Origin of the sequence: Ensifer sesbaniae, from assembly GCF_013283665.1 — a bacterium.
In the GTDB taxonomy this organism is placed as follows: Bacteria; Pseudomonadota; Alphaproteobacteria; order Rhizobiales; family Rhizobiaceae; genus Ensifer; species Ensifer sesbaniae.
In genome coordinates this window covers 1,174,716-1,197,347 of record NZ_JABEKU010000001.1, presented here as the reverse complement: position 1 = coordinate 1,197,347, position 22,632 = coordinate 1,174,716, and the positions used below count along the sequence as shown (strand labels likewise).

The following is a 22,632-nucleotide window of genomic DNA, read 5'->3' as shown; positions in this document are numbered from 1 at the left end:
TTGGCCTTTGCAACCTGCTCTTCCGCCCTATCTCCCACTGCATGGGAGAAGCGCCATGAAGACGGAACATCAAGGCGAAGATGCGCGGCCGAAAGGCTTTCGCGGGCGCATGATATCAATCCAGGCATTTGCGCGGAAATATCGGCTCGATGCGGAGGAGGCCGAGCGACTGGAGGACCAGTTCGGTCCGGCCGCCGGCGAAATCGATCTATTGCAGGCGGCCCGGCGCAACGGCATGCCGGAGGAGTGATCCCCTGCCGGCATTCATCATCAAAGCTGCTGCTCGATCGCCGGGAGAACCATCGTCAACGACGCAGGCTCGGCGTGCTGCCAAAGTTGATAGCCGACGACGCTGCCAAGGATGGCAGTCCATATGGCGATTTCGCGAAAGGTGAAGATCGGTTCCTTCAACATCTGAGTCTCTCGGGCAAGAACAAGTGTTGAGGGGAATATCGCCCTGATTGTTCACGCTGATAAGACGCCAATCCGTGAACAGGTCGTTTCAACGTGAACAATAAAACGGCGCGCATCGCTCGCGTAAGAGGGAATCGTCCGGGGTGGAGGGCCGCCTGGCACGGCCCCGGCCCGCTTCTCTGCAGCAGGCTGGCATGACGCCCTGGAGTCCTCACCGTCCCAAAACGGGACAGGGCAGGCAATCGCTTCACCCTGACCCGAAATCGCACAGATCGCACCTTTTCATCCGTCTGCGCATTCGTAAGTTGGCGCGTCGATCATGAGGATCGATAGGGCTGTTTCACCGTTTCTGGACGTCGTGGGACAGTCCGCCTGACCGTGAGCCGGCAGCGAGGACGCCGCCCGGCACGCACAGTCCCGGGACTCTCCACGGTACAGCGATCCCTGATCTGACACGGGCGGTAGCGATGGACAGAACCAACCTCTCCGGCGTATCTGGACGACTTTCGCGCAACGATGCGCCGAATCAGGGAGACGAGAAGGTGAGCACGGACAGGCAACCGGAAACCACCGTGAAGGTCGAGAAACGCATCGACGGCAAATGGTGCTTCGTCATCACGTATCGCGGCGTCACCTATCCCGCCCAGGGCAATTTCACGTCGATGCTGCAAGCGCAGGCCGCTGCGCAATCGGCGCTAAAGGCACTCGAGAGGTAGCGCCGACAAGCGGACGGAGCGTTTCCAGGTCGATCATGGAAACGCTCTCCTGTCCCTACCTGTGCGCCGCGCCCGCCTGGTCCTTACTCGACTGCGGAGCGGATGATGTTGCAGAGCCCCTCCTGCACCACCTGTTTGGTGGCCACTTGCCCCACCTGAATATCGAACATCGCATCAACCCGCGTACCCGAACCACGCTTGCGGGCAACGACGCGCAGCGTCTGCAGCCGTCCGGAGCCGGCAGTATCCTGATAGGCCTCGATGGTGCCCAGCGACTTGTTGACCTCGATCCCCGAAAACCCTTCCGCAGCGACACCGCGCGCCATCCGCTGCAAGGCGGTCTCGGGCTTCAGCTTCGGAAACTCCTGCCAGGTCTTGTAATAGACCGGCGTCACCAACGGCACGCCCGAGGCCTTGAAATTCTTCTCGCAGCTCTGCGCAACGGCCACCGAATGGCCGGCCATAAGCAGAATCGCCGCAACGGATAGGTGCTTGATCGACATTCCCGTTCCTCGTCGTCATTGATCGAATGACGGGAACCTAGAGCCTTCGCTTGCGCGCAGACAGGTCGACCCAGGCGCGAATACACGGCTATTCGACAAACGGCTTGGAGGAAGCGACGAACGACTGAGGCTGGTGGGTGAGAAGGTGAAGGATCGACGCCGAACGAGGGGGCAAAGATCAGGCGCAATCGGTCCGCCGCGGGGGCGGAATACATCAGAGCATATGTCTAAGGGATTGATTCGGCTGGTCGGAGTGGCGTGATTCGAACACGCGACCCCCACGTCCCGAACGTGGTGCGCTACCAGACTGCGCTACACTCCGTGACCAGCGGCGCCTCTATAGAACAGGCATTTTGATTTCACAAGCGCCTATCTCGAAAAACCTTGCACCTTTTTCAAAAAATTTGTGACGGTGGAAAACTCGTGCGGAAATTGCCGGCCAGCGGTGCCTGAAGACGCACCCGATAGGGACTTTGTGCAACGCTTCCTATTTTCCTGAAATGCGAGGCGCGGCGTGGATTTCCTTTCGCTTGGTTTGGCGCTAGAGGCACAACGGAAAGCGTGGAAAGCCAGGGGATACGGGCCTCCGCGCCATGCCTATTTCAGAACGAGAGCCAAAGGGACAGAAACATGAACTTCCGCATGATGACGGTGGCGGGCGTTGCGCTCATGCTCGCCAGCTGCACGACGACAACGACTGGGATCAGCAGGAACGCGGTCGAGGCCCGTTGGCTGGGTCAGCCGGCCGGCGGCTTCTTCGCTCAATACGGTCCGCCGATCTCCGACGTCGAAAGCGGCAGCTCCACCGTCTACAGCTGGAAGGGCGGCTACAAGACCCGCAAGATTCCGGCGCAGTACGAAACCACCAAGGACGGCAAGCGAGGCAAGCGCCTCTCGTCGGCCCGCACGGAGTATCTGAGCTGCTCTGTCCAGCTCACCGTCTCGTCCGACTATGTCATCCGCTCGATCCGCATTGCCGGCGACCACAAGCGTGCCGATGGCCCGAGCTGGTGCGAAGAGTTCCTGGGCGCCCCGGCCCAGACCAAGCCGGCGGCAACCGCAGGCTGAGCTCCAGGTATCAAAAAACCCGCCGGTGAAAATCGGCGGGTTTCGTCTAGGAGAGTGTGGTCGAACTCAGCTCGTGCTGTTGTCTTCGACGGGCGCGTCTGGACCGTTCTTCTTGATTGAGTCGATGGCGTTCTGTGCGCTGGCCTTGGTCTTGTAGCCCTCGGTCGAGAACATCACTTCGCTGTTGTACTTGAAGCGAACCCGGTATTCACCAGCCTTGTCTTTGTAGATTTCGAATTTGTGAGCCATCTTCTCCCTCATACAAGTAGGAATCACCGCAGTTAGCGTGTCAGTTGCAGCGCGACTTGACAAGAGCGCAAGTAGAGTCGGCGCGCGCTGGGCCGTGTCCGATCGGATGATTGAAGAACGCCGCTGCAGTGCCTGAAGCCCCCTAGCTACCTTGAGCAGATGAATAACGACGGTTGAAGGGTGCCTGACCCGGTGCCGCGAGAACTGACGAAGGGCGACACCCGCAGCCACGCAGAAGCGGCAAAGCAAAAGCACACTGTCGTTGCTGAATTTCTCCAGATTATCGAAGCTGCGCCGACTGGACGTGCACCCTCTCCTTAGGAACTGCTTTTGGCGTTGCTGCCCTGCTGCGTCTTGCCGGAAGCTTTCTGCGGATAACAGACGGCTTTTCACGCTCCATAAACAGGCGCGACGTGATCCGATCTATATCTACAGCGCCGCGCGTCTTATGAGACGCGCAAAGGTCGCTGTAGCTGCATGTCTCTGTCCTTAAATCGAGAACGATTTAAGGAGACATGCAGTCGCGCCGAATCACGGGCGTTCCCCTGAACAAAACTCTTTCCCTGAATTCTTGAAGTATTACTGCGAAATCTAGCCGGTTGCGTTCGTGAATATCACTGATAATATATGTCCGTTATTTTAACTTAAGTATAATTAGGTGGATCATGTCGAAAGATAATACAAAGGAATTAGAAAATACCCCCGAAGAATTGACATCAGAAGCTGAAGCCCGCCGAAATTTTCTCATGAAGGCTGGGCGTTTTGCCGCTGTAACCCCTCCGACCATAACCCTACTGCTTGGCACAAGCTTAAATTCGCGCGCCATTGCCAAGTCCAGCGGGGGAGGCCCGCGTGGTCATGGAGGCGGAGGCAAGACCAATGGTCAGCCCAGCCTTCCAAATCTCTTGAACATTTCGCCTCCCGTTTCCAAATCGGTCAACAGAGCGCCGACTTGGACACAAAGGGAAGACCGCTATTCTCGGGAAAACAGCGACAGCAGGTCATCGCACAACCGCTGGTGAAGAGCGCCCTAAACAAGATATCGCCCGGCGCGGCATCTCGGAGATGTCCCTGGCCTCTCCCGCCTTGTGGCCGCAGAGGCGAGCCGTTGGATAGAAAAACCGAGCGCACTCGTTGAGGCGCATGGCGAGGCGCGCGCCTTCATGTAAGTGATCGAAGTTATCTACCTGAAAACAGATGGCTGGGGCGCCAGGATTCGAACCTGGGAATGCCGGTACCAAAAACCGGTGCCTTACCGCTTGGCGACGCCCCAACAGATTGACGGGACGATACGTCCGCCAAATCGAGCGCCTGCTTATCAAAGCTCGCCGCCGGTCACAATCACTAAGTTGGCACTAAGTTGAATTTTCGGCGGATTTGTTGCGCCTTGTGCAAAAGGCAGTCCGGCTCCCCAACATGGGTCGCGCATGCGCCCTTCCCTTCGCCGACCGCACCTCCTATTGTCCCGGCGAATGGAGAATGCCATGAGCCAGTTTCGCGCCCGTCCCCCTGCCGTTCCGAGCGTGCTCGTCGATGACGCGGTTGTCAGGATCACACGCTGGGATTTCGAGCCCGGCGCCGACACGGGCCATCATGTGCACGGCCTAGGCTATGTCGTCGTGCCGATGACCGATTGCCAGTTCCTGCTCGAGGAAGAAACGGGCAGCCGCCGCGTCGATATCGCCAAGGGGGCTGCCTATCGCCGCGAGGCGGGCGTGGCGCACAATGTCGTCAATGCCGGCGGCGAGCCGATGTCGTTCATCGAGATCGAGTACCAGTGAGAGCCAGGAAGAAACGCATGCAGGGGCCAGACTTCGATCTCGATTTCAAGCCGGCCCATGGCGCGGCCGTGACGGTGGCGGACGACGTGCAGCGCATCACCGTCAACAATCCCGGCCCCTTCACCTTCCATGGCACCAACAGCTATATCGTCGGCAAGCGCTCCGTTGCCGTCATCGACCCCGGCCCGGATGACGAAACGCATTTTCAGGCGCTGATGGCGGCGCTGGCCGGCCGCGAGGTCACCCATATCGCCGTCAGCCATACGCATCGCGACCACTCGCCGCTCGCCCGGCGGCTGAAGGCCGCAACCGGCGCGCTGATCGTGGGCGAAGGCCCGCACCGCTCCGCCCGCCCCCTGCATATGGGCGAAACCAATCCCTTTGCCGAAAGTTCGGACATGGAGTTTGCACCCGATCTCGGGCTTGCCGATGGCGCGCGCGTCGAGGGCGATGGCTGGAGCCTGACGGGGTTGACCACTCCGGGCCATACGGCCAACCACATGGCCTTCGCGCTCGATGGCACCGGCATTCTCTTTTCCGCAGACCACGTGATGGCCTGGGCGACGACGATCGTTGCACCGCCGGATGGGGCCATGGCGGACTACATGGCCTCGCTCGAGAAGCTGCTTTACCGCGACGACCATCTCTACCTGCCCGGCCACGGCGGGCCGGTGACCGAGCCGGCCTCCTTCCTTCGGGGCTTGCGCGCCCACCGCAAGATGCGCGAGCGCGCCGTGCTCGAACGCATCCGTGCCGGCGACAGTCGGATTCCTGATATGGTCAAGGTCATCTATGCCTCCACCGATGTCCGGCTGCACGGGGCCGCCGCGCTCTCGGTCCTTGCGCATCTCGAAGACCTGATCGAGCAAGGACGGGTCGAGACCGACGGGCCGCCCTCGCTCCTCGGCACTTACCGGCTGGCGCCCGGCGGAGCCGGCTGATCATGCGGCGGGCGGCCTACAGCTATCGCAGCGATGCCTCTGTGCCTGCCTTTGCCGATGACAAGCCGGTGATCGTCTTCGACAGTGAATGCATCCTCTGTTCCGGCTGGGTGCGTTTCCTGCTTCGCCATGACCGGCGTGCGCAGTACCGCTATCTCACGGCGCAGTCGCCGATTGGCCAGGCGCTCTACCGGCATTACGGGCTCGATGCCAGCAGGCGAAAGCAACCTCCTGATCGAGGACGGCGTAGCCCGATTCAAATCCGACGGATCGATCCGAACGCTCGCGCGGCTGGGCCTGCCATGGTCGCTGGTGAATGTCTGCCGTATTCTGCCCGCTGCCCTTCGCGACCCGCTTTATGATCTCGTTGCGAAAAACCGCTATCGCATCGCGGGGCACCGTCAGAGCTGCATGGTGCCGACGCCTGAGGAGCGTGGGCGCTTCATCGCATGAATCCTGGGCGAATGGCAGAGTTTCCACCAGCAGATCCTCGGACGCGATTGGGATCCCTTGCCATCGCCGCATTCGATGGTCGCGGCGCCGTTGTGCGCGACTGACGCCACCTGCCGGCTCGATGCTGATCAGTCGCCGGCGATGCCGAGCAGCTCGGCATCGAGCGCCCGCAGGAATTGGTCGGCAAACGCTGCCCCCATGCCGAGGTCGTGCGGACCGTAGCGGGAGGCAACGCGCAGGTCGACGAAGGTCGTCTCGGCCTCTTCGCGCAGCCGTATCAACACATCGAAACGAAAGCCGGCAATCAGCGTGCGCCATTCGCCCTGGAGCACGACGTCGCTGGCGCGCCGTCCCGCAAGCGCGCCTTCGAGCGAGAGTTCCGGCCGCGCCGCCGGCACCGGGACGTTTTCCGGCTCGACCGTCGTCTCCGCCCCGGCATTCGGTCGCACGGTCAGGTCCTCGAGATCGGCGCGGGCGTTTTCGACGCCAAGCTCCTCGGTGATGCCAACGCGGTTCTGTTCGATGACGGTGCGCACGCCCTGGTAAACGCGGTCGAGCGCGCCATCATAGCGCCGGCCGGTGAGGCCCGGATAGGCAAGGATCTGCGCTTCCCGGTCCTCGGGCGTTACGGCGTCCTTGCGTTTCAGCCAGCTCTCTTCGGTCTGCGGCACCTCGAGCCATGGCGGCGGCGTCACCGTATCGGTGCTGACATCGTAGATCGCCGGGCGGGTCAGATATTGCACGGCGCCGAAACCGATGAAACCGAGCGCCGGCGCGGCGTAAACGAGGGCCGCAGCCGACGCGAGACCACCGATCGCAGCAACCTGCCAGAGGCGGGCAAGGCCGACGACGGCAAGCAATACGCCAAGCAGCGCAAAAACGCCGGACAGGCCGACGAGAGCCAGGAAATGCGGTGTCGTCAGTGGCCCGAAGCGGTGGGCGAGCAGCGAGAGCGCGAAGAGTACGAAGGAGACACGGGCGAAACGACGCGCCCAGTGGGCGGCATAGGAATAGGGACGCTCGTACCGGATCATCATGTAGTTGAATCAATCCCCTGCCGCGAAACAGACCGCATTCTTAGACCATGCCCCGAGCCGTGAAAACAGGCAATGCGCCAGTCGACCGCCGCGCTGCGGGCCGCGCCCGAGGCTTCGCCGCAAAATCGCCATTCTCGTTAACCACCTATCAACACATGGGAATGTGCCCGCGCGCCCAGGAATAGGCCGGCACGCGGAGTTTCAATCGGAGGCAACGGCCGCGCCCGGCAGAGTGTGAGGGTGCGCGGCGATCGACGGAGAACCGACATGGGCGCATCGCAAGCAGCCGTGGCAATTGCCACCCCCGCCCCTCTTCCTGCGGGCGACGGCGGCATTCCGATGGGGCTCCTCGAATTGGAACTCTCCCTCGACGGCTTCTCCGGGAACAAGGATGATTTCCCTGGTTTTGTCCGGACCGTAGCCGACAATGCCGGCGCCGAGTTTCTGTTTGCATTGCCTGCCTCTGAGCTGATCGATGACTGCATGAGCATCGCCGTGCTTCGGCTCGGCGACGCGGACGCCGAAACATCGATCCTGTTTGCCTGCCTTGATGAGCAGGGCACGGCCATACGCATCGAACATCCAAGCGATGGCACGCGCGACCTGGAGCGCTTCGCCGAGTCCTTCGTCGGCGTGCTCGAGCGCATGTGATCGCGGCACGGCGGCGCCCCTTCCACCGGATTTGACGCAAGCGGTTGCATGCCAACCAGCGAAGCGTTTCGTCTCGAGCTTCCTGCAACGCCCCACTGGTGCTGCACGTCGACCACGGCCGGCAGACCTGCCGACACCCCACCTTCAGCACCACATCCGGCGATCGCGGGGCGCCGTCCGTGCACAACCGCAACGTCGCCGCAGATTTGCCGCGGTTCGCTTCGATTTTCGGCGCAACTCCCTATATTGATTGCGATTCGAGAAATGAATCCGCCGGTGGCGCGCCGGCACTCTGGAGGCACGAAGATCATGACGACCCGATTGACGATCCTTGTCGCGGCTGCCTTGCTGCTGACGGCGTGCCAGACGATGACACCGGAGGAGCGGCGAATCGCCGACGGGAACACCTGCGCCTCCTACGGCTTCCGCCGCGGCACCGACGCCTTTGCCACCTGCCTGCAACGCATCGAACTCGACCGGCGCGCCGAATCGCGCGCCTTCCGCTATCAGAACGACGTGATGATGTGGGGCTGGGACCGGCCGGTCGTCATCATGCGCTGATCTGGCTATCGCCTTCGGTCGAAGGAGCGCGCACAGCCAAGCCGACGCCGGTTCGCGAGCGTCGGCTTCTACCTGCGTGTTCCACTTAATCGTTGCCGGTTAAGGGACAAAACGCAGCAATTCAAAGTGCTGCAGCGACCTTCGCGCGTCCGAGCAGACGCGCGGCGCTGTGGTCTTACCCCTTGCCGTTGATCGCCGCCTGGGCCGCGGCAAGGCGGGCGATCGGCACGCGGAAGGGCGAGCACGAGACGTAGTCGAGACCGGCGTCCTCGCAGAAGCGGATCGAGGCGGGGTCGCCGCCATGTTCGCCGCAGATGCCGAGCTTCAGGCCGTTCTTGGTGCGCCGTCCCCGTTCGGCGGCGATCTGGATCAGTTCGCCGACGCCATCGAAATCGAGCGAGACAAACGGATCCTGCTCGATGATGCCCTTCTGCTGATAGGTTGCCAGGAACTGCGAAGCGTCGTCACGCGAGATGCCGAAGGTCGTCTGCGTCAGGTCGTTGGTGCCGAAGGAGAAGAAGTCTGCCGCTTCGGCGATCACGCCGGCGCGCAGTGCCGCGCGCGGCAGCTCGATCATGGTGCCGACGAGATAGTCTATGTCGATCCCGGCCTCACCGATCACGTCCTTGGCGACCGCATCGATGCGTTCCTTGACGTAGTCGAGCTCTGTTTTGAGGCCGACGAGCGGCACCATGATTTCGGGAACGACGGCCGCGCCAGTCTCGCGCGCCGCCTCGACGGCCGCCTCGAAGATCGCGCGCGCCTGCATCTCGGCGATCTCCGGATAGGAAATCGCCAGACGGCACCCGCGGTGGCCGAGCATTGGGTTGAACTCGTGCAGTTCGTCGACGCGTTGGCGGAGTTCCGACGGGTCGAGCGAAAGGGCCCCTGCGACGTCGGCGATTTCCTCGTCGGTCTTCGGCAGGAACTCGTGCAGCGGCGGGTCGAGCAGGCGGATCGTCACCGGAAGGCCGTGCATGATCGAGAACAGCTCGGCGAAATCCGAGCGCTGCATCGGCAGGAGCTTGGCAAGTGCCAGGCGCCGGCCAGCCTCGTCGTCGGCGAGGATCATCTCGCGCACGACGTTGATGCGGTCGTCCTCGAAGAACATGTGCTCGGTACGGCAGAGGCCGATGCCTTCGGCGCCGAAGGAGCGCGCGGCGCGCGCATCCGCTGGCGTTTCGGCATTGGTCCTGACGGTCATGCGGCGGCTGGCATCCGCCCAGGCCATGATCTTGCCGAAGTCACCGGAAAGCTCCGGTTGCAGCATGGCGATCGACCCCTTCAGCACCTGGCCGGACGAGCCGTCGATAGTGATGATGTCGCCCTTGCGGAGCGTCACGCTTCCGGCCGTCAACAGCTCGTTGCGAAGATCGACGCGGATGCTGCCGGCGCCGGAAACGCAAGGTGTGCCCATGCCGCGGGCGACCACGGCCGCGTGGCTGGTCATACCGCCGCGCGTCGTCAGGATACCTTCGGCCGCGTGCATGCCGTGAATGTCTTCCGGGCTGGTTTCGACGCGCACGAGGATGACCTTGCGGCCTTCCTTGTCGGCCTGAACCGCTTCTTCGGAGGTAAAGACAATCTCGCCGGTGGCGGCACCCGGCGAGGCCGGCAGGCCGGAACCAATGATGTCGCGACGCGCATGCGGGTCGATCGTCGGGTGCAGCAGTTGGTCGAGCGAAGCGGGATCGATGCGGGCGACGGCCTCCTGCTCGGAGATCAGCCCCGCCTCGGCCATATCGACGGCGATCTTCAGCGCCGCCTTGGCGGTGCGTTTGCCCGAGCGGGTCTGCAGCATCCAGAGCGTGCCGCGTTCGATGGTGAACTCGAGATCCTGCATGTCGCGGTAGTGCCGCTCGAGCGTATCGCAGATCGAACGGAACTCGGCAAAGGCCTCGGGCATCAGCTTTTCGAGCGACGGCTTGTCGGAACCGGAGGCGATGCGGGCCGCCTCGGTGATGTTCTGCGGCGTGCGGATGCCGGCGACGACGTCCTCGCCCTGGGCGTTGACGAGGAACTCGCCGTAGAGCTCGCTTTCGCCGGTCGAGGGATTGCGGGTGAAGGCGACGCCGGTTGCCGAGGAATTGCCGAGATTGCCGAAGACCATGGCCTGGACGTTGACGGCTGTTCCCCAGCCGGCGGGTATGCCATGCAGGTGGCGGTAGGTAATCGCGCGCGGGTTCATCCAGCTCGAAAAGACGGCGCTGATTGCGCCCCAGAGCTGCACTTCCGGATCCTGCGGGAAGGGTTCGCCGAGCGCCTCTTCGATCGCCTCCTTGTAGCGCGCGATGACGTGCTGCCACTCGACGGCGGAAAGCTCCGTGTCCTGCTCATGGCCGAGGCGCGCCTTTTCATCTTCCAGGATCTCTTCGAAGACATCGTGATCGACGCCCATGACAACATCGCCATACATCTGGATGAAGCGGCGGTAGCTATCCCAGGCAAAACGCGCGTCGCCGGCGTCATGGCCAAGCGCATGCACCGACTGGTCGTTGAGGCCGAGGTTGAGAACGGTATCCATCATGCCGGGCATCGAGGCCCGGGCGCCGGAGCGAACCGAAAGCAGCAAGGGATGGGACGTGTCGCCGAAGACCCGTCCGGTCACCTCTTCCATCCGACTGATGCCCTCGCGCACTTGGTCGCGCAGGCCTTCCGGCATCTGCCTGCCATTGTCGAAGAAGCTGTTGCAGGCATCGGTGACGATCGTCAGGCCGGGCGGCACCGGCAAGCCGAGGTTGCACATTTCGGCAAGGTTTGCGCCCTTGCCACCCAACCGCTCGCGGTCACCTGCACGTCCCTCGGCCTTGCCCCCACCGAAGGTGTATACCCATTTCGTCATACCTGCTCTCCACCCAGAAACAGTCTTTTATGACGATCTACAGTATATGTTTCAGGCTGAAAATGCATCCGGTGAAGAATTATGCTGCACCGCATCATTTTGTGTAACAATGCAACATATTGGCGGTCGACAGCGCCGCACGTCTTGCCCGACGCGCAAAGGTCGCTGTGGGACTTTGATTTGCTGCAAGTCTCCTTAAATCGAGGTCGATATAAGGCGACAAGCCGTAATGCCCGCCAGAGGCTTTATCCGCCACATTGCCGGCCACATCACAAAAAACTGATATAAACTGGCGCGGTGGGGCGCGTCCAAGAATAGCCCATCATGCAATCCGTCTCGGTCAGCCAAACGCTAATCGGTCAGGTCCGGGAAACGTCGATCAGACTACTTCGCGCAGCCGTTCCGCCGTCTGCAGGTCGACGGAGACGAGCTGGGATACGCCCTGCTCGGCCATGGTCACACCGAAGAGACGGTTCATGCGGGCCATGGTGATCGGGTTGTGGGTGATGATGATGAAGCGGGTCTCGGTCGAGGCCGCCATCTCGTCCATCAGGTTGCAGTAGCGCTCGACATTGTGGTCGTCGAGCGGGGCGTCCACTTCGTCGAGCACGCAGATCGGCGCCGGGTTGGTGAGGAACACCGCAAAGATCAGTGCCATGGCCGTCAGGGCCTGCTCGCCGCCCGAAAGCAGCGTCATCGTCTGCGGCTTCTTGCCCGGCGGGCGGGCGAGGATTTCGAGACCCGCTTCCAGCGGATCGTCGCTCTCGATCAGTTGCAGTTCGGCGGTGCCGCCGCCGAAGAGATGGGTGAACAGCCGCTGGAACTGCACGTTCACGACGTCGAAGGCGGCAATCAGGCGCTCGCGGCCCTCACGGTTCAGGTTCTGGATGGCGCTCCTGAGCTTGCGGATCGCCTCGATGACGTCGTCGCGCTCGCGGAGGATGAGAGCCAGCTTTTCGGAAAGCTCCTGCTGCTCCTCTTCCGCGCGCAGGTTGACGGCGCCGAGCCGCTCGCGTTCGATCTTCAGCCGTTCGAGTTCACGCTCGATGTTGCGCATGTCCGGCAACGCTTCATCGACCGCGAGCCCGGTCAGGCGCATCACCTCATGCGGCGCACAGGAGAGCGCTTCCTGGATGCGCGCTTCGATCTCGATACGGCGCTCGCGGGCCGAGACCAGCCGCTCCTCGGCGCGGCCACGCTTCTCGCGCGATTCCGCAAGCTCGGAAAGCGCGGTTGCTGCCAGCCGATCCGCCTCGCGCTGGTGATTTTCGGCCTCGGCGAGGAGGTCGGCCGCCTCGCGCCGCGCCGCCTCCGCCTTCTGCAATTCGCCCATCAACGCGCGGCGCTTGTCATCGAATTCGTCCGGCGCGTCGATCAGTTCTTCGACTTCATCGCGGGCCTCCGCTTCGCGGTCGCGCAGCGTCGCGATATGTTCCTCGGCGCTCGCGGCGCGCGCCTTCCAGGTCTGGCGCTCGCTGGCTATCGCTGTCATGCGCCGCTGGCGGGCCTCGTTCTCACGCGCCAGGCCGTCATGGGCGGCACGGGCTTCGGCGACGGCGGCGCGATCGGCGGCGACATCGGCCGTCTGCGTGCGCAGTTTCAATTCAAGTTCTGAGAGATCGGGTGCATCAGCCAGCGCGTCGTTCGCCGTTTCGATCTGCTCGGCCACTTCCTCGACCTGGGCTTCGATCTGGCTACGCGTTTCCGCCAATACCGCGCGCCGGCGGGCAAGATCGCCCGAGGCGCGCTCGGCAGCCGCAAGGGCGTCACGGGCTTCGGCGAGCTGCCGCGTGATCATGCGCTGCGCCTCACGCGCGAGCCGCAGCCTTTCGTCTTCGGCACGAATGCGCGTGCCGGCGGCCGCAAGTTCAGCCTCGGCGCGGCGCAGCGCCTCTGCGGCACCTTCGGTTTCTATTTCGAGTTCGGCGAGGCGGTTCTTCTGCGCCAGCCGCAGGGCGGCGGCACTCGGCGCCTCGGAACCGGTTACATGCCCGTCCCAGCGCCAGACGGAGCCTTGCTTGGTGACGAGGCTCTGACCGGGCTTCAACAATGGCAGCAGCCGCTCCGCTTCCGCCTCGCTTGCGACGATGCCTATTTGCTTGAGCGCACGCGTCAGCGCATCCGGCGCCTTCACATGGGCAATCAGCGGGTTAACGCCTTCGGGCAAATCGGCGTCGCCGGCATGATCGCCGGGCGCTCGCCAATGGGCCGGCGCGCGCCTGTCGAGCGGCGAATCGAGATCGTCGCCAAGCGCGGCACCCAATACGGTCTCAAAGCCGCGGTCGACCTTCATCTCCTCCACCACGGCCGGATAGGCGCCGCCGGAAACCGCCTCCAGCATGCGGCGGATCGTGCGCGCTTCCGTTTCTATACCGTTGAGAGCGGCCCGTGCGCGATCGACCGGTGGACGCGCGTCAACCTCCGCGCGCCGCGCCTCAGCCAGAGCCTCCTCGATCGCAAGCACATTGGCTTCCGCTTCTTCGAGCGCGGCCTCGGCGACCTCGACCTGCCCCTGCTTCTCGTGCGGGTCGGGAAGTGCGGCCATCTGTCTGTCGAGTTCATCGAGATCGCGCGACTGTTCAGTTAACTGCCGGGCAAGCCGGGCCTGTCGCTCCGAGAGATCGCGCAGCGTCCGCTCGAGCTGGTTGCGACCCGCCTGGGCCTCGGCCCGCTCGGCGGTCAGCCGCGCCAATAACGCTTCGCTGTCGGCGAGCCTTTCATTCGCTTCCTCCAGCCGCTCACGCGCTTCCGTCGCGCGGTCGTCAGCCTCGGCGAGCATGTCGCCAAGTTCGGCCTCCTCCTCGTCGAGCCGCGCCAGAATGCCGGCATTGTCGACGACGAGCCTCTCTTCGCGAGCGATGTCTTCGGCAAGCTGCGCCAGGCGACGATGCAACTCGTCGCGCCGTCTGAGGATCCGGCCGGCATCCTCTTCGAGCTGCGCGCGGGCGATCTGCAGGCGTTGAAGCGCCGCCGCGAACCGCGCCTCGTTCTCGCGCAGTTCCGGCAGTTTCAGGCTGGCAATCGCCTGTTCTTTGGCCGCCTGCATCTGCAGCTGCGCCTTTTCGGCGACCAGTGCGGTGATCTGGTTGAGCTGGCTCGTCGCCTCGGCCTCCGCCTCCTTGGCCTGCACCCAGCGGATATGGAACAGGATCGCCTCATGCTTGCGGATATCGGCCGACAGCATCTTGAAGCGGTTGGCCTGGCGCGACTGGCGCTTGAGGCTCTCGATCTGGCTTTCGAGCTGCGACGTGACGTCGTCGAGGCGCTCGAGATTGGTTTCCGCTGCCCTGAGGCGCAATTCCGCCTCGTGGCGGCGCGAATGCAGGCCGGAAATGCCGGCCGCCTCTTCCAGAAGCTGGCGGCGGGCCTGCGGCTTGGCGGCGATCAGCTCACCGATCCGCCCCTGCCCGACCATCGACGGCGAACGCGCGCCGGTCGAGGCATCGGCGAAGAGCAACTGCACGTCCTTGGCGCGCGCCTCCTTGCCGTTGATGCGGTAGACAGAGCCCTGCTCGCGCTCGATGCGGCGCGTCACCTGGATCTCGTCGCTATCGTTGAAGGCCGCGGGCGCCGTGCGATCGCCGTTGTCGAGATAGAGGCCGACCTCCGCCGTGTTGCGCGCTGGGCGGTTGCCGGATCCGGAAAAGATCACGTCGTCCATGCCGGAAGCGCGCATGTTCTTGTAGGAGTTCTCCCCCATCACCCAACGCAGCGCTTCGACGAGATTGGACTTGCCGCAGCCATTCGGCCCGACGACGCCGGTCAGCCCCCTCTCGATGATGAATTCGGTCGGTTCGACGAAGGATTTGAAGCCGAGCAGGCGGAGCTTGTTGAACTTCATGTGGCAGACGCTGGGGCCAGATACCCCCCTCTGCCCTGCCGGGCATCTCCCCCACAAGGGGGGAGATCAGTTGGAGCATCGGCTCGATTCCATCGCGACCGGCTCACCACCAGGTTCAACTGCCCTTTCGACACCCTGCAATGGTGGCTGTGTGCATGCGACATCGCCACTGGCCGATCTCCCCCCTTGTGGGGGAGATGCCCGGCAGGGCAGAGGGGGGTAAGCCACCAGCGCTTCATTCGAACGCCCCCTTACCAATTACGCGCACTAGATGCTCACATACATTGTCGATGTCTCGCAGCACATCGTCGTTCCAGAAGCGCAGTATCGTCCAGCCGTCCGCCTCCAGACGTTGGGTGCGCTGCAGGTCGTAATGGGCAGCCCCCGCTCTTGCATGCTGAGATCCGTCCAACTCGACTATCAACCTTTGCGTCGGGCACGCAAAATCAGCAATGTAACCAGCAATCGGAACTTGCCGTCGAAAGCCGAGCCCCATCAGTCGGTGCGCGCGTAGTTCGTTCCAGAGCTTGAGCTCGGCATCCGTCATGGCGCTTCGCATGCGACGGGCGTTCGAACGGGCCTTCGGTGAAACGTCAGCGTGCGGCATGTCGGGACCCCGCTTGCCGCAACGCTACGAACAAAAAAACGGGCACACGGCTGCTGCCGTCGCCCGTTTTCAGGAAAAGCGAAGGATCAGAGCTTGCTGTCGATGAGGGCCGACATAACGTCAACCGACATGTCCCCCGAATAGTGCTCACCATTGACGAAGAAGGTCGGCGTCGACTGAACGCCGAAATCCTTTGCGCCCCGCTGCATGACAGAGTTCACATCATCCAGAAGTTTTTGGTTCGTCAAGCAGGCCTCGAAGCTCTCCTGTGTAAAACCGGCGAGTTTGGACATCTGCAGCAGCGCGTCACGGCCGTTCTGGGCCGCGGCCCATTGCTGCTGCTGCTTGAAGAGCATGGAGATCATCGGGAAATACTGACCTTCCGGCGCACAGCGCGCCAGCATGAAGGCAGCCGCCGCACGCGGATCGAACGGGAATTCGCGTATGATGAAGCGGACCTTGCCGCTGTCGATGTACTTCGTCTTGATCGCTTCGAACGTGTTGTTGTGGAAGGCCGCGCAGTGCGGGCAGGTCATCGACATGTATTCGACGATCGTCACCGGCGCATTGGCGTCGCCCAGCGCCATTTCCGGCAGAGCGCCCGGCTCGAGCAGCTTGGCCTGATCGACCGAACCTTCCGAGGAAGGAAGCTCGACCTTCGCTGGGGCGGCGGTCGACTGAGCGACTTCCGTGCCGGCGGCCGGCTTGGCCTCGGTGCTTGCCGGGGTCGCAGTCGTCGATGCGGTCGTGGTGGCGTCCGGCTTTGCCGCCGTCTCGGTTGGCGTGGTCGTCGAGGCCGTTTCCTTCTTTTCGTCGCTGCAGGCAGCAAGCACCAGGGCGACGGTTGCGATGGCGGCACCGCCGAGCAGGCGTTTCGTAAGGTTCATTGCGGAAGCGGACATGAATTTGACCCGTGTTCGGAAGGATTTATGCTGCGGATTCGATATCTTGCTGCGCGCAGGGCGGCAAGTGGCCGGGCGTCAACAGAATTCAAAGAATTGTGACCGGCTGATGGCCCTATCGCCGTCGCGGCGCCAGCACGGCCGTCCCAAGCCGTCGCAAGGCCGCCTTCAGTTCTTCGCTCTCGATGCCCTCGACCATCGCCTCCAGCCGGCGCGCGGGCTCGCCCGAAAGCGGCTTCGGCTTGCCGCGGTGTTTCAACTGCGGCGAGACTGGCTTCTGAACGATGCGCAGTTGCCCGATGGCATAGAACCCGAAGAAGCCGTTGATGCGCTGGATCAGTTCTCCCTGGGCATGGGTCAGGAAGAGCGCACGTGCGCCTTCGCAGGCAACCGTCAGCACGCCCGGCTGGTAACCGCCCTCACCCGAAATTTCCGAGGCACGGCGCGGCCAGGCGATCTTCTCCGGGCGCGTGCAATCGGCGAAGTCTTCGCCGGCAATTTCGTCCCAAGAGCCGAGCAGCATGGTGTTGATGCCTGCGCGCTTGGCAAGCACGGGGTCGATCAGGCCGTTGGCGACCTCGCTGATCTGGACGACGCCCTTGCGGGGCTTCTGCTCACTCACGAAAGCGACTTTCTGTATGCAACGTCGATTGAGCCTTGATGCCGCGGCTCCGCTTCGCCAAGTATAGGCCGGAAAGAGAACTCCCGGCAAATCATGAACGATCCGATACCGGCGGCCGACGCCGCACCCCTTCTTTTGGAATGGTACGACAGGCACCACCGCGACCTGCCCTGGCGGGTCTCGCCGCCTATGGCCAAGCGAGGGGTCGTCGCCGATCCCTATCATGTCTGGCTGTCCGAGGTCATGCTGCAGCAGACGACCGTCCAGGCGGTAAAAGCCTATTTCGAGAAATTCCTGTCGCTGTGGCCAACCGTCGAGGACCTGGCGCGCGCCGACAACGAGGACGTGATGAAGGCCTGGGCTGGGCTCGGATACTATGCCCGCGCCCGTAACCTGAAGAAATGTGCCGAAGCCGTCGCGAACGACCACGGCGGCCGCTTCCCCGACACCGAGGAAGGGCTGAAATCCCTTCCCGGCATCGGCGATTACACCGCCGCCGCAATCGCCGCGATCGCCTTCAACCGCAAGAGCGCGGTGCTCGACGGCAATGTCGAACGGGTGATCTCACGGCTCTATGCGATCGAAACGCCCCTGCCGGGAGCCAAGCCCGCGATGCGCGCCCGCGTCGCCGGCCTCACGCCCGATGATCGCCCGGGCGATTTCGCCCAGGCGATGATGGACCTCGGCGCGACGATCTGCACCCCGAAGCGGCCTGCCTGCTCGCTCTGTCCCTTCCGTGCGCACTGTCGCGCGCTGGTCGTTGCCGATCCCGAGACCTTTCCGCGCAAGGCGCAGAAGAAGGACAAGCCGCTTCGGCGCGGCGCCGCCTTCGTCGCGATCGATGCCGACAATGCCGTCTATCTGCGCAAGCGGGTCGAGAGCGGCCTGCTTGGCGGCATGACCGAGGTGCCCGGCACCGACTGGACGGCGCGACAGGACGGCGACACCTCGCTCGCCTCCCAACCCTTCGCCGCGCACTGGGAAGACTGTGGCACCATCAGCCACGTCTTCACACATTTCGAGTTGCGTCTCTCCGTCTACCGCGCCAATGTCGCGCGCGCCGGAACGGACGGCGACGGCTGGTGGGAACCATTTCACTCCCTCAAGGCCCAGGCGCTGCCGACGGTCATGAAAAAGGCGATCGCCCAGGCGATTCCGCATGCCTTCAAGGCGGAGCGCTAGAGTGTTCCGCTTTCAAAGTGGAAAGACTGGAAACGGAAAGACGCTCTAGAAACCAAGTGCTGGAGCAGGATGAGGAAAAATGTGCGGTTCTCAGTCCACGTGCCGGCCTAACTTCTGATCTAAAAGACCAAGCAAGGAATACGTCCATGAGCAGCATCGAAATCCGCCACATCGTCTTCGACATCGGCAAGGTGCTGATTCATTACGATCCCAACCTGCCGTTCAGCCGCATCATCCCCGACGAGGCGGAGCGGGAATGGTTCTTCGCCAATGTCTGCACCCATGACTGGAACATCGAGCAGGATCGCGGCCGCTCCTGGGAGGAGGCCGAGGCGCTTTTGATCAAGGATTTTCCCGATCGCGAAGTGCAGATCCGCGCCTTCCGCAAATATTGGCAGGAGATGGTGCCGCATGCCTATGTCGAGACGGTTTCGCTGCTGGAACGGCTGATTGCCGAGGGACGCGACGTGACGATGCTGACCAACTTCGCCTCCGACACGTTCCGCGAGGCCCAGGCCCTCTATCCCTTCCTGACCCTGCCGCGCGGCGTCACCGTTTCGGGCGACGTCAAGCTCATCAAGCCCGATATCGCCATCTACGAAACGCATGCGCGGACCTTCGGCCTGACCCCGTCGGCGACCCTCTTCATCGATGACAGCGTCGCAAATGTCGAAGCCGCGCGGCTCGCCGGTTGGCACGCGGTGCACTTCGTCGACCCCGAGAAATTGAAGGCCGACCTCACTTCATACGGCATCCATTCCTGACGCAAGCCCGTTTCGCCCGGTCGATGGAACGACGGCTAAGGTACGGCGCGCCTTCAGCTTTCGGGCGAAACGACGCGCCACACCGCCCAACCGGCAAGCGCTGCGGCCGCCAGCCAGATGCACAGGATCGCGACCAGACCGCCGCGGCTGGATGGGCGCTCCTCCAATGCCGTCGCCCGGTCCCGAAATTCGTGCATGAGCGTCGGCGGCACGAGACGCACCGCCAGCAGGATGCCGAGCGGAACGATGACCAAATCATCGATGTAGCCGAGCACCGGAATGAAATCGGGGATCAGATCGACCGGCGACAGCGCGTAGGCGGCGACTGCGCCGGCAACGAACTTCGCTGAAAGCGGCGTTCGAGGGTCGCGCGCGGCGAACCAGAGCGCGACGACGTCGCGTTGGATCTGACGCGCCCACTGCTTCGTGCGCTGGAGTCGATCGGGCGAGGCCATGCGGACGGCAACCCTTATTCGGGTGAAGACTGGGTTCTCGGAATCCTATTTCCGGACGCAAGGATTGGCAATCAGGCGAAGCCTCCTTGCCTATCGCGTCAACGTTCCTGCAATCATCCCGCAAACATACAAATGCCCGGAATCCGCTTTGAGGATTCCGGGCATTTAAAGCTCTCCTTCCGGGACTGAAGGTACAAAAACCGGTCGGAGCGCCTTTCGAAGGATCTGGCCGAACTGGTTGATCAGTTCAGTTTTGCCAGATCATTTCGAATGACGGTTCTGAGTTCGTCGATGGGCTTCAGGGTGTTCCCCTCTTCGAAGTGCCAGAATGTCCATCCATTGCATGCATCAAGCCCCTGGACCTTGGCGCCCAGGCGATGAATTGAGCCGGCCTCGCCACCGGAAGCGACCGTGCCGTCGGCGCGGACGATGGCGCTGTAGCGGCGCTTTGCGTCCGTGAGCACCGTGCCGGGCTTGATCAGCCCGCTCTCGATCAGTGTATTGAAGGCGACACGCGGTTCGGCCTTCTTGCCGGTCATCACTGACAGCATGGCCTTGCCGAGCGGTTCGACGGCATCGATGCGCGCCGAGGCCGCGTCAATGTAGTCCTGCTCGCGCTCGATGCCGACGAAGTGACGGCCGAGACGCTTGGCGACGGCGCCGGTCGTGCCGGAACCGAAGAAGGGATCGAGCACGACGTCACCCGGCTTGGTCGAGGCCATGAGGATGCGGGCGAGCAGCGCCTCCGGCTTCTGGGTCGGATGCACTTTCTTGCCATCGTCGTCCTTCAGCCGCTCATGCCCGGAGCAGATCGGGAAAAGCCAGTCGGAGCGCATCTGCACGTCGTCATTGGCGGCCTTCATCGCATCGTAATTGAAGGTGTAACCCTTGGCATTCGCATTCGGCGTCGCCCAGATCAGGGTTTCATGGGCATTCTGGAAGCGGCGGCCCTTGAAGTTCGGCATCGGGTTGGTCTTGCGCCAGATGATGTCGTTGAGGATCCAGAAGTGCAGATCCTGCAGGATGGCACCGACGCGGAAGATATTGTGGTAGGAACCGATGACCCAGAGAGTGCCGGTCGGCTTCAGCACGCGGCGGCAGGCGAGCAGCCATGCGCGGGTGAAGGCGTCATAGGCCTCGAAGGAGGCGAACTGGTCCCATTCGTCGTCGACGGCATCGACCACCGACTGATCGGGACGGGTCAGCATGCCGCCGAGCTGGAGGTTGTAGGGCGGGTCGGCGAAAACGACGTCGACCGAATTGTCGGGAAGCGCATTGAGCGCCGCAACGCAGTCACCCTTGATGATGCTGTCGAGCCAGCCCAGCGGACGGGTGGAGCGGGAGACTTCGGCAAGCGAAACAACTGAAGACATGGACAACTCGCAAATACGCTTACTCGGAACGGACTATGGAGCTTATGGTTACCGAAGATGGTTACCAAAGCCTGAAGGCCGTTCCGAAAAAGTGCGTAGTCACGCCATGTTAGTGAGATCCCCTGGCGTGGGATGAGGAAAAGTGTGCGCGGTTTTCCGCCCGCATCCCACGCCAACGGCAAGATACGAACACGCCGATTCATTTGGAGTCGTGAAAGGCGCGGCTGTCGGCCGGCGCTTCACGGCGCTCGTTCAACCCGTAATCGCGGATGACGGAGGCGATGCGCAGGCGATAGTCGGCGAAGACGCCGTGACGTCCCGCATCCTGGGCGGCGCGGTGTTCGGCACCGTTGCGCCAGGCCTTCACCGCCTCCTCGTCGCGCCAGAAGGACAGGGACAATACCTTGTCGGGATTCGCCAGGCTCTGGAACCGCTCGATCGAGATGAAACCATCGATGTCGTCAAGCAGAGGGCGCAGGTCGGCGGCGATACCGAGATAGGTGTCGCGACGGCCCTCGGCCGGCAGGACTTCGAAGATGACGGCAATCATGATTCACTTTCCTCCGATGCCAGCGGATACGTTCTTCAGGAAAATGCGGTCTTCCTTCAGAATAAACCGTTCGCGGCGGGCAAAGGCATAGTTTTCCCTGCCGAGCGGATCAGCTGCAAGCCGGGCGCGATAGGCCTCGTAGGCCGCGAGGCTCTCGATGTTGTAGACACCGTAGGCCGTCGTCGCCGAGCCCTCATGCGGCCCGAAGTAACCAATGAGATCGGCGCCGCAGCGTGGGATCGCCTCGCCCCAGTTGCGCGAATAGGTGGCGAACTCTTCCTTCTTGAAGGGATCGATTTCGTAGCGGATGAAGCAGGTGATCATCGTCGTCTCCTTGTGGCCCGGCCTGTCGCCGGTCTTCGATGGGACGACTATGCACGCTTGTCCGACGGGGATGCTTCGACTACGATCGAAGTATGAAGGAAGGTCCTGACATCGCTCTCATCGGCTCCCTGATCGGAGATCCCGCCCGCGCCAACATGCTGACGGCGCTGATGGGTGGTCGGGCCCTTACGGCGACCGAACTCGCCACCCATGCCGGGATCACGCTTCAGACCGCAAGCTCCCATCTTTCCAAGCTCGAAGCGGGTGGCCTGCTCAGCCAGCGCAAGCAGGGGCGGCACCGCTATTTCCAGCTCGCCGAGGATGAAGTCGGCCTGATGCTCGAGAACCTGATGGGCTTCGCCGCCAGCCGCGGCATGAACCGTCACCGCCCCGGCCCGAAGGATCCGGCGCTGCGAAAAGCGCGCGTCTGCTACAACCATCTCGCCGGCGACTATGGCGTGCGCATGTATGACAGCCTGATCGCCGAGAAGCAGATCGAGATCAACGGCGACGACCTCGCGTTGACGCCGGCTGGCCAGACCCGGATCGAGGCACTGGGCATCGACTATTCGGCACTGAAGAAATTGCGCCGCCCGATCTGCCGCACCTGCCTCGACTGGAGCGAGCGCCGCTCGCATCTTGCCGGCTCGCTTGGCGAGGCGCTGCTGACGCTCTTCATCGACAGGGGTTGGGCGAAGCGCGAAGCAAACAGCCGCGCCATCCGCTTTACCGCAAGCGGCGAGAAGGCGTTTTCGGAGCTGTTTCCGCAATAGGCGGCCGTAGCGCGGACGCGATC

General features: G+C 62.9%; 24 protein-coding genes, 2 tRNA genes and 1 pseudogene. 12 read left to right on the top strand and 15 right to left on the bottom strand.

The genetic code is table 11. From position 1 onward, the window contains the following. Nucleotides 1-55: 55 nt before the first annotated feature. Nucleotides 56-250, top strand: coding sequence for a hypothetical protein (locus BHMPCIPO_RS05740; RefSeq protein WP_173515867.1), 195 nt, complete (start codon nucleotides 56-58; stop codon nucleotides 248-250). Between the two features lie 20 nt (nucleotides 251-270). Here BHMPCIPO_RS05740 and BHMPCIPO_RS05735 read toward each other — a convergent pair whose 3' ends face one another. After that, on the bottom strand, nucleotides 271-414 hold the full coding sequence (locus tag BHMPCIPO_RS05735; protein WP_173515866.1) for a hypothetical protein: 144 nt from the start codon (nucleotides 412-414) through the stop codon (nucleotides 271-273). A gap of 467 nt (nucleotides 415-881) precedes the next feature. On the opposite strand from BHMPCIPO_RS05735, the gene BHMPCIPO_RS05730 reads away from it, so the two are divergent. Further along, entirely contained in the window at nucleotides 882-1,130 is a 249-nt protein-coding gene (locus BHMPCIPO_RS05730; protein WP_173514875.1) for a hypothetical protein, read from the top strand. Nucleotides 1,131-1,213: 83 nt separating this feature from the next. On the opposite strand, the gene BHMPCIPO_RS05725 is transcribed toward BHMPCIPO_RS05730, so the two are convergent. Together BHMPCIPO_RS05725 and BHMPCIPO_RS05720 are read right to left on the bottom strand one after the other, a co-directional pair. Then, nucleotides 1,214-1,627 carry a hypothetical protein gene (locus BHMPCIPO_RS05725; RefSeq protein ID WP_173518093.1) on the bottom strand — a complete coding sequence of 138 codons (414 nt, stop codon included), beginning with the start codon at nucleotides 1,625-1,627 and terminating at the stop codon, nucleotides 1,214-1,216. A gap of 251 nt (nucleotides 1,628-1,878) precedes the next feature. Then, nucleotides 1,879-1,955 (bottom strand) — tRNA-Pro (locus tag BHMPCIPO_RS05720). 308 nt (nucleotides 1,956-2,263) lie between these two features. On the opposite strand from BHMPCIPO_RS05720, the gene BHMPCIPO_RS05715 reads away from it, so the two are divergent. Next, nucleotides 2,264-2,701, top strand: coding sequence for a hypothetical protein (locus BHMPCIPO_RS05715; protein WP_173515865.1), 438 nt, complete (start codon nucleotides 2,264-2,266; stop codon nucleotides 2,699-2,701). Between the two features lie 66 nt (nucleotides 2,702-2,767). Here the strand turns inward: BHMPCIPO_RS05715 and BHMPCIPO_RS05710 are convergent, their stop codons facing one another. Next, a complete protein-coding gene (locus BHMPCIPO_RS05710; RefSeq protein ID WP_173515864.1) occupies nucleotides 2,768-2,950 on the bottom strand; it encodes a YegP family protein in 183 nt (60 codons plus the stop codon). A gap of 665 nt (nucleotides 2,951-3,615) precedes the next feature. On the opposite strand from BHMPCIPO_RS05710, the gene BHMPCIPO_RS05705 reads away from it, so the two are divergent. Beyond that, complete coding sequence (locus tag BHMPCIPO_RS05705; RefSeq protein ID WP_173515863.1) at nucleotides 3,616-3,972, top strand: hypothetical protein; 357 nt, start codon at nucleotides 3,616-3,618, stop codon at nucleotides 3,970-3,972. Between the two features lie 176 nt (nucleotides 3,973-4,148). Here BHMPCIPO_RS05705 and BHMPCIPO_RS05700 read toward each other — a convergent pair. Next, nucleotides 4,149-4,223: transfer RNA gene (locus BHMPCIPO_RS05700), tRNA-Gln, on the bottom strand. A 211-nt stretch (nucleotides 4,224-4,434) separates the two neighbouring features. Here BHMPCIPO_RS05700 and BHMPCIPO_RS05695 point away from each other — a divergent pair. The 3 genes and pseudogenes from BHMPCIPO_RS05695 to BHMPCIPO_RS05685 all read left to right on the top strand — a co-directional run bounded on the left by BHMPCIPO_RS05695 (nucleotide 4,435) and on the right by BHMPCIPO_RS05685 (nucleotide 6,125). Beyond that, complete coding sequence (locus BHMPCIPO_RS05695) at nucleotides 4,435-4,731, top strand: cupin domain-containing protein (RefSeq protein WP_173515862.1); 297 nt, start codon at nucleotides 4,435-4,437, stop codon at nucleotides 4,729-4,731. A 17-nt stretch (nucleotides 4,732-4,748) separates the two neighbouring features. After that, nucleotides 4,749-5,672, top strand: coding sequence for an MBL fold metallo-hydrolase (locus BHMPCIPO_RS05690; RefSeq protein WP_173515861.1), 924 nt, complete (start codon nucleotides 4,749-4,751; stop codon nucleotides 5,670-5,672). A 2-nt stretch (nucleotides 5,673-5,674) separates the two neighbouring features. Further along, a pseudogene (locus BHMPCIPO_RS05685) lies at nucleotides 5,675-6,125 on the top strand (thiol-disulfide oxidoreductase DCC family protein). Between the two features lie 128 nt (nucleotides 6,126-6,253). On the opposite strand, the gene BHMPCIPO_RS05680 reads toward BHMPCIPO_RS05685, so the two are convergent. Then, complete coding sequence (locus tag BHMPCIPO_RS05680; RefSeq protein WP_173515860.1) at nucleotides 6,254-7,162, bottom strand: DUF1499 domain-containing protein; 909 nt, start codon at nucleotides 7,160-7,162, stop codon at nucleotides 6,254-6,256. Nucleotides 7,163-7,429: 267 nt separating this feature from the next. Between BHMPCIPO_RS05680 and BHMPCIPO_RS05675 the strand changes: the two genes are divergently transcribed. Together BHMPCIPO_RS05675 and BHMPCIPO_RS05670 are read left to right on the top strand one after the other, a co-directional pair. Continuing rightward, nucleotides 7,430-7,813 carry a hypothetical protein gene (locus tag BHMPCIPO_RS05675; RefSeq protein WP_173515859.1) on the top strand — a complete coding sequence of 128 codons (384 nt, stop codon included), beginning with the start codon at nucleotides 7,430-7,432 and terminating at the stop codon, nucleotides 7,811-7,813. Nucleotides 7,814-8,122: 309 nt separating this feature from the next. Beyond that, nucleotides 8,123-8,374, top strand: coding sequence for a hypothetical protein (locus BHMPCIPO_RS05670; RefSeq protein ID WP_057250618.1), 252 nt, complete (start codon nucleotides 8,123-8,125; stop codon nucleotides 8,372-8,374). A 175-nt stretch (nucleotides 8,375-8,549) separates the two neighbouring features. Here BHMPCIPO_RS05670 and ppdK read toward each other — a convergent pair whose 3' ends face one another. From ppdK to BHMPCIPO_RS05645, 5 genes are all read right to left on the bottom strand, one after another. After that, entirely contained in the window at nucleotides 8,550-11,216 is a 2,667-nt protein-coding gene (gene ppdK / locus BHMPCIPO_RS05665; RefSeq protein ID WP_173515858.1) for a pyruvate, phosphate dikinase, read from the bottom strand. 379 nt (nucleotides 11,217-11,595) lie between these two features. Next, nucleotides 11,596-15,057 carry a chromosome segregation protein SMC gene (smc, locus tag BHMPCIPO_RS05660; RefSeq protein ID WP_173515857.1) on the bottom strand — a complete coding sequence of 1,154 codons (3,462 nt, stop codon included), beginning with the start codon at nucleotides 15,055-15,057 and terminating at the stop codon, nucleotides 11,596-11,598. Between the two features lie 235 nt (nucleotides 15,058-15,292). Then, nucleotides 15,293-15,664 carry an endonuclease domain-containing protein gene (locus BHMPCIPO_RS05655; RefSeq protein ID WP_173515856.1) on the bottom strand — a complete coding sequence of 124 codons (372 nt, stop codon included), beginning with the start codon at nucleotides 15,662-15,664 and terminating at the stop codon, nucleotides 15,293-15,295. A gap of 86 nt (nucleotides 15,665-15,750) precedes the next feature. Then, entirely contained in the window at nucleotides 15,751-16,566 is an 816-nt protein-coding gene (locus tag BHMPCIPO_RS05650) for a DsbA family protein (protein WP_173515855.1), read from the bottom strand. Nucleotides 16,567-16,681: 115 nt separating this feature from the next. After that, on the bottom strand, nucleotides 16,682-17,188 hold the full coding sequence (locus BHMPCIPO_RS05645) for a DUF721 domain-containing protein (RefSeq protein ID WP_173515854.1): 507 nt from the start codon (nucleotides 17,186-17,188) through the stop codon (nucleotides 16,682-16,684). A gap of 93 nt (nucleotides 17,189-17,281) precedes the next feature. Here BHMPCIPO_RS05645 and mutY point away from each other — a divergent pair, with 93 nt between their 5' ends. Next, nucleotides 17,282-18,370, top strand: a complete 1,089-nt coding sequence (gene mutY / locus BHMPCIPO_RS05640) for an A/G-specific adenine glycosylase (RefSeq protein ID WP_173515853.1) — start codon at nucleotides 17,282-17,284, stop codon at nucleotides 18,368-18,370. Nucleotides 18,371-18,516: 146 nt separating this feature from the next. Then, nucleotides 18,517-19,134 carry an HAD family hydrolase gene (locus tag BHMPCIPO_RS05635; protein WP_173515852.1) on the top strand — a complete coding sequence of 206 codons (618 nt, stop codon included), beginning with the start codon at nucleotides 18,517-18,519 and terminating at the stop codon, nucleotides 19,132-19,134. A gap of 53 nt (nucleotides 19,135-19,187) precedes the next feature. On the opposite strand, the gene BHMPCIPO_RS05630 is transcribed toward BHMPCIPO_RS05635, so the two are convergent. The 4 genes from BHMPCIPO_RS05630 to BHMPCIPO_RS05615 all read right to left on the bottom strand — a co-directional run bounded on the left by BHMPCIPO_RS05630 (nucleotide 19,188) and on the right by BHMPCIPO_RS05615 (nucleotide 21,836). After that, a complete protein-coding gene (locus BHMPCIPO_RS05630) occupies nucleotides 19,188-19,589 on the bottom strand; it encodes a YkvA family protein (protein WP_173515851.1) in 402 nt (133 codons plus the stop codon). Nucleotides 19,590-19,831: 242 nt separating this feature from the next. Further along, complete coding sequence (locus tag BHMPCIPO_RS05625) at nucleotides 19,832-20,962, bottom strand: site-specific DNA-methyltransferase (RefSeq protein ID WP_104664761.1); 1,131 nt, start codon at nucleotides 20,960-20,962, stop codon at nucleotides 19,832-19,834. 199 nt (nucleotides 20,963-21,161) lie between these two features. Continuing rightward, nucleotides 21,162-21,512 (bottom strand): antibiotic biosynthesis monooxygenase family protein, encoded by a 351-nt coding sequence (locus BHMPCIPO_RS05620; RefSeq protein WP_173515850.1) that lies wholly within the window; start codon nucleotides 21,510-21,512, stop codon nucleotides 21,162-21,164. Nucleotides 21,513-21,515: 3 nt separating this feature from the next. Beyond that, entirely contained in the window at nucleotides 21,516-21,836 is a 321-nt protein-coding gene (locus tag BHMPCIPO_RS05615) for an NIPSNAP family protein (protein WP_173515849.1), read from the bottom strand. Nucleotides 21,837-21,928: 92 nt separating this feature from the next. On the opposite strand from BHMPCIPO_RS05615, the gene BHMPCIPO_RS05610 reads away from it, so the two are divergent. After that, nucleotides 21,929-22,609, top strand: a complete 681-nt coding sequence (locus BHMPCIPO_RS05610) for an ArsR/SmtB family transcription factor (RefSeq protein WP_173515848.1) — start codon at nucleotides 21,929-21,931, stop codon at nucleotides 22,607-22,609. The last annotated feature ends 23 nt before the right edge of the window (nucleotides 22,610-22,632 follow it).